Origin of the sequence: Thiocapsa bogorovii, from assembly GCF_021228795.1 — a bacterium.
Classification (GTDB): Bacteria; Pseudomonadota; Gammaproteobacteria; order Chromatiales; family Chromatiaceae; genus Thiocapsa; species Thiocapsa bogorovii.
Map to the genome: position 1 here is coordinate 565,042 of NZ_CP089309.1, position 14,697 is coordinate 579,738.

General features: G+C 62.3%; 18 protein-coding genes and 1 pseudogene. 7 read left to right on the forward strand and 12 right to left on the reverse strand.

What is annotated here, in order from left to right:
- Nucleotides 1-38 precede the first annotated feature (38 nt).
- Entirely contained in the window at nucleotides 39-974 is a 936-nt protein-coding gene (locus LT988_RS02745) for a LysR family transcriptional regulator (RefSeq protein ID WP_232408728.1), read from the reverse strand.
- A 316-nt stretch (nucleotides 975-1,290) separates the two neighbouring features.
- Between LT988_RS02745 and LT988_RS02750 the strand changes: the two genes are divergently transcribed.
- The 5 genes from LT988_RS02750 to LT988_RS02770 all read left to right on the forward strand — a co-directional run bounded on the left by LT988_RS02750 (nucleotide 1,291) and on the right by LT988_RS02770 (nucleotide 7,008).
- Entirely contained in the window at nucleotides 1,291-2,709 is a 1,419-nt protein-coding gene (locus LT988_RS02750) for a form I ribulose bisphosphate carboxylase large subunit (RefSeq protein ID WP_232408729.1), read from the forward strand.
- A 157-nt stretch (nucleotides 2,710-2,866) separates the two neighbouring features.
- Nucleotides 2,867-3,223 (forward strand): ribulose bisphosphate carboxylase small subunit, encoded by a 357-nt coding sequence (locus LT988_RS02755; RefSeq protein ID WP_232408730.1) that lies wholly within the window; start codon nucleotides 2,867-2,869, stop codon nucleotides 3,221-3,223.
- Nucleotides 3,224-3,345: 122 nt separating this feature from the next.
- The gene (locus tag LT988_RS02760; RefSeq protein ID WP_232408731.1) at nucleotides 3,346-4,152 is read left to right on the forward strand and encodes a CbbQ/NirQ/NorQ/GpvN family protein; all 807 of its coding nucleotides are present in this window, start codon (nucleotides 3,346-3,348) and stop codon (nucleotides 4,150-4,152) included.
- A gap of 81 nt (nucleotides 4,153-4,233) precedes the next feature.
- A complete protein-coding gene (locus LT988_RS02765; RefSeq protein WP_232408732.1) occupies nucleotides 4,234-4,596 on the forward strand; it encodes a four helix bundle protein in 363 nt (120 codons plus the stop codon).
- Nucleotides 4,597-4,626: 30 nt separating this feature from the next.
- Nucleotides 4,627-7,008, forward strand: a complete 2,382-nt coding sequence (locus LT988_RS02770) for a nitric oxide reductase activation protein NorD (RefSeq protein ID WP_232410497.1) — start codon at nucleotides 4,627-4,629, stop codon at nucleotides 7,006-7,008.
- Nucleotides 7,009-7,030: 22 nt separating this feature from the next.
- On the opposite strand, the gene LT988_RS02775 is transcribed toward LT988_RS02770, so the two are convergent.
- Nucleotides 7,031-7,666 carry an alpha/beta family hydrolase gene (locus LT988_RS02775; RefSeq protein ID WP_232408733.1) on the reverse strand — a complete coding sequence of 212 codons (636 nt, stop codon included), beginning with the start codon at nucleotides 7,664-7,666 and terminating at the stop codon, nucleotides 7,031-7,033.
- Between LT988_RS02775 and LT988_RS02780 the strand changes: the two genes are divergently transcribed.
- On the forward strand, nucleotides 7,665-8,078 hold the full coding sequence (locus tag LT988_RS02780; protein ID WP_232408734.1) for a DUF2177 family protein: 414 nt from the start codon (nucleotides 7,665-7,667) through the stop codon (nucleotides 8,076-8,078). The genes LT988_RS02775 and LT988_RS02780 overlap by 2 nt on opposite strands.
- A gap of 77 nt (nucleotides 8,079-8,155) precedes the next feature.
- On the opposite strand, the gene LT988_RS02785 is transcribed toward LT988_RS02780, so the two are convergent.
- The 10 genes and pseudogenes from LT988_RS02785 to LT988_RS02830 form a co-directional block, all read right to left on the reverse strand.
- Nucleotides 8,156-8,542: a type II toxin-antitoxin system VapC family toxin gene (locus tag LT988_RS02785; protein WP_232408735.1), complete on the reverse strand. Its 387-nt coding sequence runs from the start codon at nucleotides 8,540-8,542 to the stop codon at nucleotides 8,156-8,158.
- Nucleotides 8,539-8,799 (reverse strand): hypothetical protein, encoded by a 261-nt coding sequence (locus LT988_RS02790; RefSeq protein ID WP_232408736.1) that lies wholly within the window; start codon nucleotides 8,797-8,799, stop codon nucleotides 8,539-8,541. Before LT988_RS02790 ends, LT988_RS02785 begins: the two co-directional genes overlap by 4 nt.
- 496 nt (nucleotides 8,800-9,295) lie before the next feature.
- Nucleotides 9,296-9,619 carry a hypothetical protein gene (locus tag LT988_RS02795; protein ID WP_232408737.1) on the reverse strand — a complete coding sequence of 108 codons (324 nt, stop codon included), beginning with the start codon at nucleotides 9,617-9,619 and terminating at the stop codon, nucleotides 9,296-9,298.
- A gap of 343 nt (nucleotides 9,620-9,962) precedes the next feature.
- Entirely contained in the window at nucleotides 9,963-10,154 is a 192-nt protein-coding gene (locus tag LT988_RS02800; protein ID WP_232408738.1) for a PIN domain-containing protein, read from the reverse strand.
- Nucleotides 10,135-10,395 carry a hypothetical protein gene (locus LT988_RS02805; protein WP_232408739.1) on the reverse strand — a complete coding sequence of 87 codons (261 nt, stop codon included), beginning with the start codon at nucleotides 10,393-10,395 and terminating at the stop codon, nucleotides 10,135-10,137. Before LT988_RS02805 ends, LT988_RS02800 begins: the two co-directional genes overlap by 20 nt.
- 52 nt (nucleotides 10,396-10,447) lie before the next feature.
- Nucleotides 10,448-10,879: pseudogene (locus LT988_RS02810) on the reverse strand (type I restriction-modification enzyme R subunit C-terminal domain-containing protein); the annotation flags it as partial.
- A 15-nt stretch (nucleotides 10,880-10,894) separates the two neighbouring features.
- Nucleotides 10,895-11,581 (reverse strand): hypothetical protein, encoded by a 687-nt coding sequence (locus LT988_RS02815; protein WP_232408741.1) that lies wholly within the window; start codon nucleotides 11,579-11,581, stop codon nucleotides 10,895-10,897.
- 263 nt (nucleotides 11,582-11,844) lie between these two features.
- Nucleotides 11,845-12,153 carry a hypothetical protein gene (locus LT988_RS02820; RefSeq protein WP_232408742.1) on the reverse strand — a complete coding sequence of 103 codons (309 nt, stop codon included), beginning with the start codon at nucleotides 12,151-12,153 and terminating at the stop codon, nucleotides 11,845-11,847.
- Between the two features lie 21 nt (nucleotides 12,154-12,174).
- Entirely contained in the window at nucleotides 12,175-12,450 is a 276-nt protein-coding gene (locus LT988_RS02825; protein ID WP_232408743.1) for a hypothetical protein, read from the reverse strand.
- 230 nt (nucleotides 12,451-12,680) lie between these two features.
- Nucleotides 12,681-13,340 (reverse strand): hypothetical protein, encoded by a 660-nt coding sequence (locus tag LT988_RS02830; protein WP_232408744.1) that lies wholly within the window; start codon nucleotides 13,338-13,340, stop codon nucleotides 12,681-12,683.
- 258 nt (nucleotides 13,341-13,598) lie between these two features.
- On the opposite strand from LT988_RS02830, the gene LT988_RS02835 reads away from it, so the two are divergent.
- The gene (locus LT988_RS02835; RefSeq protein WP_232408745.1) at nucleotides 13,599-14,660 is read left to right on the forward strand and encodes an AI-2E family transporter; all 1,062 of its coding nucleotides are present in this window, start codon (nucleotides 13,599-13,601) and stop codon (nucleotides 14,658-14,660) included.
- The last annotated feature ends 37 nt before the right edge of the window (nucleotides 14,661-14,697 follow it).

Genomic DNA, 14,697 nt, shown 5'->3' on the forward strand with positions numbered 1-14,697 from the left:
ACGGAAGACCTGCTTTTTCACGCATGTCTCAGGCGGCATCAGGCGCCACCTTCCGACAGCCGAGAAAGGCTTTTGGGCGCGGCGATGAGTGCGGCCTCCGTCAGCACGAACTCCCGAAAGGCGTTGGCCGCAGGCGAGAGGCGCTTGCCCCGGCGATAGACCAGATACCACTGCCGCTGGTCCGGGAAGCCCTGCACATCCAGCATGACCAGCCGCCGGGTCTCGAGCTCCAGCTCGATGGTATGGAGCGACACGACACTCAGCCCCAGCCCGGAGCGGACCGCCTGTTTCACGGCCTCGTTGCGGGTCATTTGCATCCCGTGGCGGATCGCTAGACCGCGCTCGCCGAAGAAGCGCTCCATCGTCTGCCGCGTACCCGAGCCGGGCTCGCGCATCACGAAGACCTCCTCGGCCAGCTGCGCGAGACTGATCGCCGGCTCGCTCGCGAGCGGATGACCGGGCGGCGCGATCACCACCAACGGGTTTGCCATGAATGCCTCGGACTCGACATCCATGTCAGTCGGAGGCACCCCCATCAACACGAGATCGACCGTGTTGTCGCACAGCATGCGCACCAGTTGCTCGCGATTGGTGACGTCGAGCTGCAAACCGATCCCCGGGTAGCGCTGATGGAAGATCGCCAAGAGGCGCGGCGCAAAGTAGTTGACCGTGCTCGCGACCGCAAGGTGCAGCCGACCTCGGCTGACCCCTTTCAGGGACTCGAGCACCTCCTCCATCTCCTGCAATGCGCTGTTGATGGTCCGGCCGTAGTCGTAGACCTCCCGACCGGCCTCGGTCAGCAGGATGCGATTGCCGAGACGCTCGAACAGGGACAATCCGGCCTCCTCTTCGAGCTGCCGCACCTGCATCGAGACTGCCGGCTGACTCAAATGCAACTCCTCGGCGGCTCGCGTGTAACTGAGGTGGCGCGCCACCGCCTCGAAGACCTTAAGTTGCCGGAGCGAGACGTGCACGAGTAGTGTCCTCTTTCGACTGAGCCGTCTGCCGCCTGCCGTGATCCTTGAGCCCCGCGCACGGCTGAGCCCGGACCGTGGAAGCCGGTCGCATGCCATCTGCTGGCGGCTGGCGGCTGGCGGCTGGCGGCTGGCGGACGAACCATAGACATAAGTCTATGCTTATGACGACTATAAGCAATATTAACTAGTAATTATAGGGTTTTTGCATATACTGCCGCCTCAAGTTCCAAGCGCGCAGCGCATCATGCGGGACTGCGGACCAGCACAGAACTGGACCGGCGAATTTCTTCACAATTTCCGAGGACAAGCGAACATGGCAAAGACCTACAGCGCGGGCGTCAAAGAGTATCGCGAAACATATTGGATGCCGGAATACACCCCGTCGGAGACCGACCTCCTAGCCTGTTTCAAGATCACCCCGCAAGCCGGCGTTCCGCGTGAAGAGGCCGCTGCCGCCGTTGCCGCCGAGTCGTCCACCGGCACCTGGACCACGGTCTGGACCGACCTGCTGACCGACATGGACCACTACAAGGGCCGCGCCTACGCCATCGAGGACGTCCCGGGGAACGACGACGCCTTCTATGCCTTCATCGCCTACCCGATCGACCTCTTCGAAGAAGGCTCGGTCGTCAACGTCTTCACCTCGCTGGTCGGCAACGTCTTCGGCTTCAAGGCCGTGCGTGCCCTGCGCCTGGAAGACGTGCGTTTCCCGATCGCCTATGTGATGACCTGCAACGGCCCGCCGCACGGCATCCAGGTCGAGCGCGACATCATGAACAAGTATGGCCGCCCGATGCTCGGCTGCACCATCAAGCCCAAGCTGGGTCTGTCGGCCAAGAACTACGGCCGTGCCGTCTACGAGTGTCTGCGCGGCGGTCTGGACTTCACCAAGGACGACGAGAACGTCAACTCGCAGCCCTTCATGCGCTGGCGTCAACGCTTCGATTTCGTCATGGACGCGATCGACAAGTCCGAGCGCGAGACCGGCGAGCGCAAGGGCCATTACCTGAACGTCACCGCACCGACCCCGGACGAGATGTTCAAGCGTGCCGAGTATGCCAAAGAGATCGGCGCGCCCATCATCATGCACGACTACATCACCGGCGGCTTCTGCGCCAACACCGGCCTGGCCCAGTGGTGTCGCGACAACGGCGTGCTGCTGCACATCCATCGCGCCATGCATGCCGTGCTCGACCGCAACCCGAACCACGGTATCCATTTCCGTGTGTTGACCAAGATCCTGCGCCTGTCCGGCGGCGACCATCTGCATACCGGCACCGTCGTCGGCAAGCTCGAGGGCGACCGCGAGTCGACCATCGGCTGGATCGACCTGCTGCGTGAGTCCTATGTCAAGGAAGACCGTTCGCGCGGCATCTTCTTCGATCAGGACTGGGGCGCCATGCCCGGTGCCTTCGCGGTCGCCTCCGGCGGCATCCACATCTGGCACATGCCTGCGCTGGTCAGCATCTTCGGCGACGACGCCGTCCTGCAGTTCGGCGGCGGCACCCTGGGCCATCCCTGGGGCAACGCAGCCGGCGCCGCGGCCAACCGTGTCGCGCTCGAAGCCTGCGTCGAGGCCCGTAACCAGGGCGTCCAGATCGAGAAGGAAGGCAAGGAGATCCTCACCAACGCCGCCAAGCACAGCCCCGAGCTCAAGATCGCCATGGAGACCTGGAAGGAGATCAAGTTCGAGTTCGATACCGTCGACAAGCTCGACGTGTCGCATAAGTAAGCTGTCAGCGATTAGCTGTCAGCCATCAGCTACGGGCTATCGCCGCGAAGCGCCGGCCTTACGCTGAGAGCTGACGGCTGAAAGCTCGACGCCAGCGACGCTTGCGATCGACGTTCCAACCGATTTTCACCACGAACCCAGTTTCGGAGCCACACCCATGAGCACCATGCAGGACTATCAATCCAGCCTCGACGATCCGAGCAGCCGTAAGTTCGAGACCTTCTCCTACCTGCCCGAGATGGACCAGGCCCGCATTCGCAAGCAGGTCGAATACATCGTCTCCAAGGGCTGGAATCCGGCCATCGAGCACAGCGAGCCGGAAAACGCCTTCGACCACTACTGGTACATGTGGAAGCTGCCGATGTTCGGCGAGACCGACGTGGACACCATCCTGGCCGAGGCCGAGGCCTGCCACAAGGCACATCCCGACAACCATGTGCGTCTGGTCGGCTACGACAACTACGCCCAGTCCAAGGGCGCGGAAATGGTCGTCTTCCGGGGCAAGCCGGTCTGAGGATCGGTTTTCGCTTGGGCGAAAACCGATGATCCAACAACGGATTGACGGAAGAAGCCCCTGTCCTGACGTGCGGGGCGGGGGCTTTTTTGTCGTCGGCTTGTAAACGAGAGAGCAATGAAATGAGCGAGATCGACCGCAACCAATATCTGATCAAGGACGAGCCCTATTACCGCCCCGTGCAGAACGAGGTCGTCATGTACGAGGCGGCCTACGACGCCCGCATGCCGGTGATGCTCAAAGGACCGACCGGATGCGGTAAATCGCGCTTCGTCGAATACATGGCCTGGAAGATCGGCGCCCCGCTCATCACGGTTGCCTGCAACGAGGACATGACCGCCTCCGACCTGGTCGGGCGTTTTCTGCTGGACATCAACGGCACCAAATGGCAGGACGGCCCGCTCACGGTGGCCGCACGCATCGGCGCCATCTGCTATCTGGACGAGGTCGTCGAGGCCCGCCAGGACACCACGGTCGTCATCCATCCGCTAACCGACCATCGCCGCCAGCTTCCGCTCGAGAAGAAGGGCGAGCTGGTGCACGCGCACCCCGATTTTCAGATCGTCATCTCCTACAACCCCGGCTACCAGAGCCTGATGAAGGATCTGAAGCAATCGACCAAGCAGCGTTTCGGTGCCCTGGACTTCGACTACCCCTCGGCCGATATCGAGACCGAGATCGTCGCCCACGAGGGTCATGTCGACAAGGCGACCGCCGAGAAGCTGGTCCAGGTCGCCCAACGCAGCCGCAATCTCAAGGGTCACGGGCTCGACGAAGGCATGTCCACCCGCCTGCTGGTCTATGCCGCCCAACTCATCGGGAAGGGCATCGATCCACAATCCGCCTGCCGGATGGCGTTGGTCCGACCGCTGACCGATGATCCGGATATGCGCGATACGCTGGATGCGGCGGTGAGTACATATTTTTAGCTATCAGCTATCAGCTATCAGCTATCAGCTATCAGCTATCAGCTATTGGAGCTCAGCTTCGGGCGGTTAGAAGTTTAACTCATGCAGGATTTCCGCGACCTCTTGGTCTGGGTGAAGGCGCATGACGCGACGCTCGCGGTCTATCGTTACACGCAAACCTTCCCATCGGATGAGCGGTTCGGGCTCACATTTCAAATTAGACGGGCCGCCGTTTCGGTAGCTTCCAATATCGCGGAGGGTTCCGGAAGGCGAAGCGACGCAGATTTCGCGCGTTTTCTTTCGATTGCGTTCGGCTCTGCCTCGGAGGTGGAGTACCAAGCACTACTGGCAAGGGATCTAGGCTATATGAGCGATTCCGAGCATCAGGAAATCCGCGACCGACTCTCGGAAGTCAAACGAATGCTCTCATCTTTGATCAAGCGGCTAACCACTGAAAACCGATAGCTAATAGCTGATCGCTGAAAGCTCAATCAAATCATGATCGACTTCTCCGAATACCTCTCCTGCCTTAAGGCCGACGTGGATCACCCGCACACCCAGGCGTTGGAAGCGAGCTACCACGAAGCCGCGCGCGTCATGTCGCCGCGCGGACTGGAGCATTACCTGACCGGCATCAAGGCGATGTGCGGCCTCAATAAAGGCGCCGATCTGGTCCTGACCTATGTGCAGGAGATGCCGCGGGTCGCCAAGGAGGTGGGCGAGGACATCACCCCCGAGGTGGTGAGCGCACTGATGAAGCTGGCATCGCACACCTCGGGAACGGTGGTGGCACTGATCATGGCCAGCATGCCGCTGGCCGCGAGCCGGCTCGGGGATGCGGAGGTGCTGCGCGGGTATCTCAACCTGCTGCATCAGCTCTCGGGCAAGTCGCCGCGGGGCCTGCGCCCGATGATGGAGAACATGGACGAGCTGCTCTCCAAACTCACGCTCGGCGGTTTGCGACGTTGGGCACTCTGGGGCGCTCAGGCCCATGCACGCGATCTTGACGGTCAGATGGCCTATTTCGGTCTTCAGACGGAGTCCTCGCGCGCGGTGCTTCAGAAGGAACGGCGCGGGACCCTGCTCGTCGACAACCAACGCAAGCTCAACTTCTATCTTCGCGCACTCTGGGCCCGGTCGTTCTTCATGCGCCCGACCTCGGGCGACTTCGAGTCGCGCCAAGGACTGCGACCCTTCATCGAAGACTTCCAGATCCATCTGCCGGACGCCTTCGACAGCTTCCGTGGCATCTCCGGGATCGAGACCTACCGCGCTGCCGCCGCCCACTGCGCGGCCCACATGGTCTACGGCACCCGTGCAATCAGCGCCGAACAGCTGATGCCGGCACAGATGAAGCTGATCGAGATGTTCGAGGACGCGCGTGTCGAGGCCCTGGCGATCCGGGATTTTCCGGGACTCAGAAAGCTCTGGCTGTCATTCTTCACGGCGCAGCTCGGGCCGATGGACGACGCCGTCGATCCGCATCCCATGATGGATCTGATGCTGCGCCAGGCGCGCGCCCTACTGGATCCGGACTATGTCGACGGACTCCCGCTCATCGACGACACCGCCGTCGCCTTCCGCGCCGCACTGGCCGAGCGTCCGCACGACAACCGCATCAGTTGGGACGCCGGCGTCACCTTCTACAACCAGGCCATCAAGACCGTCGCGCTGCCCAATTTGCGCATCCTGGAAAGCTGGCCAATCCCCTATCGGGACGACAATCGCTATGTTTGGAACTGTGGCGAGAACCTCTTCCTGAGCCGCGGCGTCGACTATCTGCCCGCCTCGCAGCAACAGGTGCGCAAGTACGTCTCGGCGACGGAGATGGCGAACGAGGTCGATGTCGAGACCGCCGGGGACGACGCTCAGGAGATCTGGGTCTGCGCGACGGAGTTCTTCCCCTACGAAGACGAGGGCGTCTCCTTCAACGCGATGGAGGGCAAGGAGCCCATCTCGGACCCCTACCACTATCAGGAGTGGGACTATCAGGTCCAACTCTTCCGCCCGGATTGGGCGACCGTCATCGAACGGCGTCAAGGCCGCGGCGACCCGGCGCTTATGGACGAGATCCTCACCAAGCACAAGCCGGTCGCGAGCCGCATCCGCCGTCTGATCGACGCACTCCAGCCGCAGGGCAACGTGCGCCGACGCGGCTACGAGGAGGGCGAGGAGCTGGATCTGAACGCCGCCGTGCGCGCCATGATCGACGTGCGCCGCGGCACCATGCCGGATCCAAGGATCAATATCCGCATCACCCGCCATGTCAGGGATCTCGCCATCGTGGTGCTCATGGATCTCTCGGAATCGACCAACGAGAAGGTCGGGGTCAAGAAGGACGACCCGGATTACGCAACGGCACCGAGCATCCTCAGCCTCACCCGCGAGGCGACCGGGCTTCTGGCCTGGGCGATCGACGGCATCGGTGACCGCTTCGCCGTGCATGGCTTCGCCTCCGACGGCCGACACGACGTCCAGTACTATCGCTTCAAGGATTTCGACCAGTCCTACGACGACAACGCCAAGTCACGCATGGCCGGCATGAAGGGCGGACTCTCGACCCGCATGGGTGCGGCGCTGCGCCATGCCGGCTGGCACCTCACGCGCCAACCGGCCCAAAAGCGCTTGGTCCTGGTGATCACCGACGGCGAGCCCGCGGATATCGACGAACGCGATCCGCAATACCTGCGCCACGACACCAAGAAGGCCGTCGAGGAGCTGCGCATGCAGGGCATCCACAGCTACTGCCTCACGCTCGACCCGCAGGCCGACCGCTATGTGGCCCGGATCTTCGGCGAGAACCAGTACTCCATCGTCGATCATGTGGAGCGCCTGCCCGAACGGCTACCGGCAGTCTTCGCTGCGCTCACCGGATAGGCCGGGAGCGCGAAACCGAAGGCTATTCCAGTTGCGCCGCGAACGACACGACGGCATCGGCCGCCATGCTCAGATTCTGCTCAAGTGTGACCCCGGATGCCCGACGCGGCTTGAAGCTGTGCTCTCCGTCCGTGATCCAGACGATCTCGATCGACGGGCTCAAATCATAGCGAACGATCTCCTCCCGGCTCCCGAAAGGATCGCGCTCGCCTTGGCAGATCAGCGTCGGCGTGCGCAGCCCGGACAGATGCGCGACTCGCGTGCGCTCCGGGCGACCCGGAGGATGAAAGGGATACCCCAGACAGGCCAGACCATTCACGCCGGCCTCGTCCGCAATCAGACTGGCGATACGCCCGCCCATCGATTTGCCGCCGATCAGCAGGCGTCGATCCGCGCCATGGGCAGCTTTTTGCTCGGCGATCACCCGCAGCCAGGTCTCGATCAGGATCGGCTCGCGATCGGGAGGACGCCGCCGTCCGTCCACCTCGCTTCGCACCATATAGGGGAACGAGAAGCGAACGACGTGCAGCCCGGCGGCTGCCAACGCATGGGCAACCGCGCTCATGAAGGGGGAGTCGGCGCCCTGCCCTGCCCCGTGTGCCAAAATCAGACGGCAAGACGCATCGGCCGGACCATCGACCAGCAGAGGATCCATCATGCAAGCCCTCTTTTTCGCAAAGCTCTATCTCCTGACCGTTCCGGTCTTCTTCGCCATCGATCTGCTCTGGTTGGGCGTCGTCGCGAAGACCTTCTATCGCGACAACCTCGCCCACGCCCTGAGCCCGACGGTGAACTGGCCGGCCGCATTGAGCTTCTACCTCATCTATATCGCCGGCATCCTCTATTTTGCCGTCGCTCCTGCGCTCGCGCAGGACTCGCTCGGCCGGGCCTTCCTCAACGGCGCACTCTTCGGCTTTTTCACCTACATCACCTACGAGCTGACCAACATGGCCACGCTCCCGAACTGGCCCATCAAGGTGGTGATCGTGGATACACTCTGGGGCATCGCGCTCTGTGCCAGCGTCGCCGCCGGCAGCTTCATGATCGGGAAATGGCTCGGTGGGGTCTGATGGTCCAACCGGGTATACAGCACCGCCTTCGAGCGCCCGCCCGGTCTATGCTTTTCGCCGAACTGCTGCGCCAAGAGTCACCAAATCACCTCCACGTCATAAGGCCCCATAGCCGCATCAGCGGTGACCAGCGCCATGCCTTCGAACTGAGCCTGAGCAACCAGCATCCGGTCGAAAGGATCGCCATGATGCATCGGCAGTTGGCCGAGTTGCACGATATGGGGCAAAGAAACCGGCAATATCCGCAAGCCATTCTGCGCCTGTTGCACATTCAACATCTGTTGCCAGGATACCTTGAGATCACGCTTGCCCAGCTGATGCTTGATCTGGAGCTCCCACAGGGAAATCAGGCTGAGAAACAGGGGGTTTTTCGGATCCCGGCAGGCGTTCAACGACACGGCGCCTAGCTTCTCAGGCTGACCGTTGAGCCAGAGAAAGCAATGGGTGTCGAGCAAGAGCCTCATGGATGGCCTCCCAGCCAGAAATCATCCGGCAAGGGCGCATCGAAGTCATCGCTCATCCAGATCTGGCTGCGAAACTGACCGAATTCCCTGGATGACTTGGCGGCATCGTGTTGAGCCGGAATGTCCCGGTCGGTCGCAGACTCGGCCTCCTCGTACAGCACCACGACCCTGGCCTTGCGCGCCCGGATCGCCTCCGGCAGTTTCAGGCGGATCTCGTGGTTTTCGTCGATTTCGGTCTCGAGTTCGATGGCTTGCATGGCATTCACTCCACTGGGTTGGTTGGCGGCTGACCGAGAGAATCGGCAGAAAACCAGGAGAGGAACAGGGTTTCCTGCAAGGCTCGCCCGGCCGCGCCCTGCTCAACGATGCACTCTTCGGCCTACTCACCTAAATCACCTTCGAGCTGACCGGCACGACCACGCTCCCGGCCTGGCCCGTGTAAGGTCGAGATCATCGACACACTCCCCGGGGTCGCAATCTGCGGCAGTATCGCCGCCGGCAGCTTGATGATCGGGAAATCGCTCGGCGGGGTTTGATGTTCCGGTCGACATGCTAAACGCTGCGCAGCGAAAACGCCGGCGCATGAAATTGCCGGCTTTGTGGTTACCAGCGCCGCCTATGGCCGGTAACCGAACCTCGTCTTTCGTCGATGGTCTCGGGTTTGAGGGATTCGTACCGAGGCCCCAAGACTCACCGATTGCCCCGCCTGTTACCCCATTTCAGAATCGAGGTCTTGCTGGGCCGTCGGCAACTTCATCCAACGGCGCCGTCGTGGACGAGTTTCTTCAGTGCCTCAGGAGCCTCTTTTTCGATGCAGGCATCCGCGACTGACGAAAACTCGGACGCATAATCCCTGAGTCGAATCAGCTCCGCTTTCGCGGTGGTCTGCTGTACGAGCTTGAGTGATTGTGCTCTGAATGTCCTGTGGGTGCTGACATAATCCGAGATGTGCCGAAGGCAATCGTCCAACTTCTCCTTGCGCTTTCGATTGAGCTGGTCCCGAATATTGAGGCCAAGGATTTCGATCGTCTGCTTGGCCCGGATGCGATCCTGGTCGTCGTTCCCTAAGGCGGGCACGGCGCGGCAACCGTCCTCGTCGTCTCTTGGCTGAAAGCAAGAAACGACTCCAGTTGACGTCGGGCGTCCCGGTGCCGCAGGCCGCTGAGGATCTCGTAGTAGGTCCGGAGAGTCGCGTGTCGCTCGTGAATCCGTCCGGGGGCTCCTGCGGCCGGACGGACTCGCTCCTTGGCGACGACCTGTTTTGGCCCCGGTTCGCCCCGCTCCGGGCCGCGCTGCGCCACGACGTGCGCCCGAGGGGCGCGGTCGGGCTGCGCACGGCCCTGCGACGAATGGCTTGACGGCGTGTCCGATGCGCTTTGCATACCGCCTCCGCGGCTTCGCGACCACGGCCGCTTCGCCACTACGGCGCCACGCACGCGCCGACGCCTACCGGGGGCCGCTCGGCCTCGCTCCGCTCTCCATGCCTCGCGGAGACGATACTGAACGTGACGATGTCGTATTGTGCGGTGTAGTCGCCGAACCGCTTGACGACCTGTCCGTGTCCTCGAAAGAACCGCGAGAGGACGTCGGTATCAATCAGCGCCGGTTTCATCGCGACGCCTCGATGCGAATGCCGCGTGCCGGCGCTGGCGCAGCTCGGCCTCGACTCCATCCGGATCCTCCATGTCCTCCCAGGCACCGGCAAAACGCATGACGTTGGAAACGGTTGTCGTAGGCTCGCGCTCCAAGCCGAGTCGAAAAAAATGAATGATGTCGAACACCTCTTGTAAGTGCGAATCGAGAAGCTCCCGGATCTCGTCTCGCAGTTTGTTGCGTAGCTCGCTTGTCGTCATGGTTTGAACCTCGCAAATCGGGTCTAGGCCGTGTCGCGATACAGGCGATGCTCTAGCTCGCTGAGAGCCTCGGTAAATTTGTCGGGCCGGCCGAAGACCCGTCGCCGAATCTGTGTTTTGCTGCCGAGCCGACTGAAGGGCGGCAGCTCCAACACTTTGGGTCTTCGATCTCGGTGATGCCGTGGTCGGCATACTTGTCCAGCAGAGCCTCCAGGACGGCGCGCGCGTCTTCGCCATACTTGCCGAAATAGTTGCGTTTGCGCACCTTGTCTGCACGTTCCTTGCGTCTCAGCGGCGGCTGGTCGAAAGCAATATGCGCAGCTAGATCGAAGGCGTCGAGATCGTCGCCGCCCGGGACCGCCTCTCGCAAGACGGCCAAGGGAACGCCGATCTCTGCCAGTTCATCGATTAAGGCCTGCTTTCGCTCGGATCCGTTCCAGCGGCGCAGGAAATCGTCCAACGATGCGAACTCGTGCCTGAGGCTGCGCTTGAGCTTGTTCTAGAGTGGAGTCCGATAGTACTCGGTCACCAGCCTGCCGTTGGCATCGAGATACTGACCCCGTTCGATCGCCGTCCGACCCTCGACATCTTCAATGGTGTCGCGGAGGCCTGCGGGCGGCGACTGGGGGTTCTCAGGCTGACCTTCGGGGCCAGACTGGGTCGTAGCACCCTCGTCCCCAATCCCCTGACCGTCGAACACCCCTGTCTCCTCGATCTCGGCGGCGTCTGCGCTCCGGTCCTCTGGCGGTACGATCGGCTCGCTCGGCTTCGGTTCATAGACCGTGATCGGTTCACCGTCGAACTCCGGATCCTGGAAAAGACGAGTCGCGTTCTTGAAGTCCACGATGGTGAAGTAGAGCTTGTTGTAGTCCTCGCGAATACGCGTGCCCCGGCCGATCACCTGCTTGAACTGAGTCATGGAATTGATGGTCTGGTCCAGCACGATCAGCTTGCAGGTCTTTGCGTCGACCCCGGTCGAGAGCAGCTTGGATGTTGTGGCGATGACCGGAAAGGGCTCGTCGTTGTCGATGAAGTAGGCGAGTTGGGCCTTACCTTCCTTGTCGTCGCCGATGATGCGCACGACATAGCGCCGGTTGGCGGCGGCCTCCGGAAACAGGTTGACCAGGGCCTGGCGCATGCGCTCGGCATGGGTTTGATCGTCGCAGAAGACGATGGTCTTGGCCATCGGGTCGGTCGCCTCGAGGTACTCCCAGACCCGTCGAGCGACCAGTTCGGTGCGTTTGGTCAGGATCAGTGTCCGGTCGAAGTCCTTCGTGTTGTACTGACGCTACTCGAAGAGTTGGCCGTCCTTGTCGCGCTTGTTCTGCTCCGGCGTGTAACCCAAGGCATCGGCGTCCGTCACGACCCGGATGACCCTGTAGGGCGCGAGGAACCCGTCTTCGATCCCATGTCTCAGCGAGTAGGTATAAATGGGGTTTCCGAAGTATTTCAGGTGGCCATGACCAGCAGGATTCGCTGTTGTCCGCGGGCAATCGCCTCGATCGTGCGGTTGATCGCGACGCGCTGATAGTAACGGGGCTCTTTGCCGCTTCCGTCAGTGTGGTAGGGCTGGGCGACGAGCGCGATCTGAGGTACGGACTGGATTCCTTTCCACTGACGGTAGATGGCCCAGAGATCGTCGAAGGCGGGAAACTCGTCAAGTCCGAGCTCGCGTTCAGCAGGCTGGGTGATGCCGGTGCGGTCGTGGCGTAGAAATCCCTCGCCGTTGGAGCTGATGGCGATCGGGGCGTCGAGCATCTCGGCATACTCGAGCGCCTGTTACATGCCGGCGCCGATCGCATAGACGGCGCGCTTCACCTCGATGACGGCGATCGGGATGTTCCCTCTGGCGTAGATCACGAAATCCGCGCGTTTTGGCCCGCCTTTGGCCGTCGCCTTACTGATGCGGTAGGCAATCTTGCCGCGCACGATGACACGCCCGGCGGAAAGTCGGACCTCCTCGCGGATTTGGCCCTGAGTCCATCCGGCGGTCAGAAGTGCCGGGGTGATGAGCTTGGTGCAGATGTCGCGCTCGCTAAGATCCTTCTTGTTCACAAGACCGGCATCCTCCGGGTATCGCCGAACACGGCAGATGAGAACAGGGTCGCCAACGCGACCGGCCTCGGTTAGGGCTTGAGGCTAGCCGCGGAGCGGGGGCCGGTCAATCCAGCAGTGACGAGACTCAAAGAACACCCGGATGAGGAGTTTCGAAACCCGGAGCCAGGCGCGTAAACGGCTCGGGTAAGATCGGCGAACCCGGGCGGCACTTACCGCCCGGTCCTTTCTTAGTCCTTGTTGCCTTTAAACATCTGCATCGGGTTCGGCATCATCTTCATCGGGTTCATGCCGCTTCCGCCGCGATCATCCTCGCCGGGTCCGTAGCCGGGTCCGTATTCGGGGCCATAACCCTGCCCGTAACCCGGTCCGTATCCCTGCCCGACGCCAGGGGGCGGGGCATAGCCCTGGTCATAGCCTTGGCCGTAACCTGGCGCGTAACCCTGGCCATAACCGGGCGTGTAACCCTGGCCGTAGGCAGGAGCGGGCGGATAGCCTTCTGCGTTGCCTGCTCCGTAACCGGGGACTTGTCCGTAACCCGGCGCTCCGCCGTATCCCTGCGGGGGAATTTGCTGCATCGGAGCAGCCCCCGCTTGCGGGTCTGCGTAGCCGGGCGGAGGCCCGTAGCCTTGGCCGGGTGCGACGCCGTAACCCGGCTGCGTGGATCCGTAGCCCGGTGCCGTTCCGTACCCCGGCGCACCACCGTAACCGGGTCCGCTTTGCGGGTAATAACCCTGAGGCGGCGGATAGTCACCCTCCCCGCGGCGTTCCTTGTTGCCGCCCATCCATTTGGATGGATTCATCATGTCGCCCATGTCGACTGCGACGGCTGGTCCGTTCAGGACCAAGCTCGCAATCCCGGCTGTCACTGCTGCCTTGATGATGTTCATAGCTCTTCGATGCGCTCCTCGTCTGTTGTCGTGATGTTGTCGTCCCACGAGACAATTATGGACCCCGCGAGACCGGATGCCATCACCCGTCCACGGGCTCGGCGCTGTTTGCTCCGCCGTCATGGTGCGACTCGCGGGAAGCTGGGGTACGATTGCCCCGTCTGAAAAGGGCAATGGGAAACGCCTTGGCTCGGCCGCGTTCGAGATGCCGGCTCAAGACACCATCGACCGGCCCCAATCACCCGAGGATCCGACACGATGAGCAACGTACTGAGCGGTTTCAGTCCACCCGCGCGCGGACTCCTCGTCGCGGGCGCCTTCGCGCTGGTGGTCGGCCTCATGAAGATCTCGGCGCCTATCCTGGTGCCGCTCCTGCTGGCCGTATTCATTGCCATCGTCGCCACGCCGGCGCTCAAATGGATGCGGCGGCGCGGTGTCCCGAAATGGGGCGCGCTGGCGATCATCGTCTTCGTGCTGCTGGATGTCGGGAGTCTCCTGGCTCTCGTCACCACGGGGGCGATAGAGGGGTTCCGGGACAGCCTGCCGACCTATCAGGAGCGCTTCATGCTCCTGAGCGATCAGCTCGGAGGCTGGATGGAGGGCGTCGGCGTCGGCGGCTCGCGCGAGGCGATCCCGGATTTGCTGGACCCCAACAAGGTTGCGATCGCCGTTCGGTATCTCTTGTCCAACGCCAGCGGGTTCTTCGCCACCGGGCTTCTGGTGCTGCTCGCCGTCGTCTTCATTCTGCTCGAGGCCAATGCACTTCCGGCCAAGCTGCAGGTCGCCTTCCGGATGACGGAGGCAGGCAATGCGCGCCTGAAACGGCTGTTGGACGCGATCAAAGGCTACATGCTGATCAAGAGCCTCACCAGCCTGGGGACAGCCGTGTGCGTCTGGCTCTGGCTGTGGTTTCTCGGCATCGACTTCGCCATCCTCTGGGCCGTGCTGGCCTTCTTCCTGAACTTCATCCCCGTTGTCGGCAACATCGTGATGATGATCCCGGCGGTTCTGCTCGCCCTGGTGCAGGTGGATGTGTCCACCGCCATCTGGGTGGCGGTGGGCTATCTCGTCATCAATACGGTCATCGGCAATGTCCTGGAGCCGCGGATCATGGGCAAAGGGCTGGGGATCTCGACGCTGGCCGTCTTCATCGCCTTATTGTTTTGGGGTTGGTTGTTCGGCACGGTCGGCATGTTCCTGGCTGTACCGCTCACCGCTACCCTGATCATCGCCCTGGACGCGAGCCCGCATACGCGTCCGATTGCCATCCTGCTCGGTCCCGATATCGAGACCGCAGCCGAATCGGAGTCAGAACGCTAGCGCACACCGCCCCCGAGACGCTCTGCCGATCGGCGCG

Excerpts from the sequence above, each read along its gene's own strand:
- LT988_RS02780 (WP_232408734.1), top strand. The coding sequence starts at position 7,665 with ATGCAAGCCCTCTTTTTCGCAAAGCTCTATCTCCTGACCGTTCCGGTC.
- LT988_RS02790 (WP_232408736.1), bottom strand. The coding sequence starts at position 8,799 with ATGCAAGCCATCGAACTCGAGACCGAAATCGACGAAAACCACGAGATC.
- LT988_RS02800 (WP_232408738.1), bottom strand. The coding sequence starts at position 10,154 with ATGAAACCGGCGCTGATTGATACCGACGTCCTCTCGCGGTTCTTTCGA.
- LT988_RS02785 (WP_232408735.1), bottom strand. The coding sequence starts at position 8,542 with ATGAGGCTCTTGCTCGACACCCATTGCTTTCTCTGGCTCAACGGTCAG.
- LT988_RS02815 (WP_232408741.1), bottom strand. The coding sequence starts at position 11,581 with ATGGCCAAGACCATCGTCTTCTGCGACGATCAAACCCATGCCGAGCGC.
- LT988_RS02775 (WP_232408733.1), bottom strand. The coding sequence starts at position 7,666 with ATGATGGATCCTCTGCTGGTCGATGGTCCGGCCGATGCGTCTTGCCGT.
- LT988_RS02820 (WP_232408742.1), bottom strand. The coding sequence starts at position 12,153 with ATGCTCGACGCCCCGATCGCCATCAGCTCCAACGGCGAGGGATTTCTA.
- LT988_RS02835 (WP_232408745.1), top strand. The coding sequence starts at position 13,599 with ATGAGCAACGTACTGAGCGGTTTCAGTCCACCCGCGCGCGGACTCCTC.
- LT988_RS02750 (WP_232408729.1), top strand. The coding sequence starts at position 1,291 with ATGGCAAAGACCTACAGCGCGGGCGTCAAAGAGTATCGCGAAACATAT.
- LT988_RS02760 (WP_232408731.1), top strand. The coding sequence starts at position 3,346 with ATGAGCGAGATCGACCGCAACCAATATCTGATCAAGGACGAGCCCTAT.
- LT988_RS02830 (WP_232408744.1), bottom strand. The coding sequence starts at position 13,340 with ATGAACATCATCAAGGCAGCAGTGACAGCCGGGATTGCGAGCTTGGTC.
- LT988_RS02755 (WP_232408730.1), top strand. The coding sequence starts at position 2,867 with ATGAGCACCATGCAGGACTATCAATCCAGCCTCGACGATCCGAGCAGC.
- LT988_RS02765 (WP_232408732.1), top strand. The coding sequence starts at position 4,234 with ATGCAGGATTTCCGCGACCTCTTGGTCTGGGTGAAGGCGCATGACGCG.
- LT988_RS02805 (WP_232408739.1), bottom strand. The coding sequence starts at position 10,395 with ATGACGACAAGCGAGCTACGCAACAAACTGCGAGACGAGATCCGGGAG.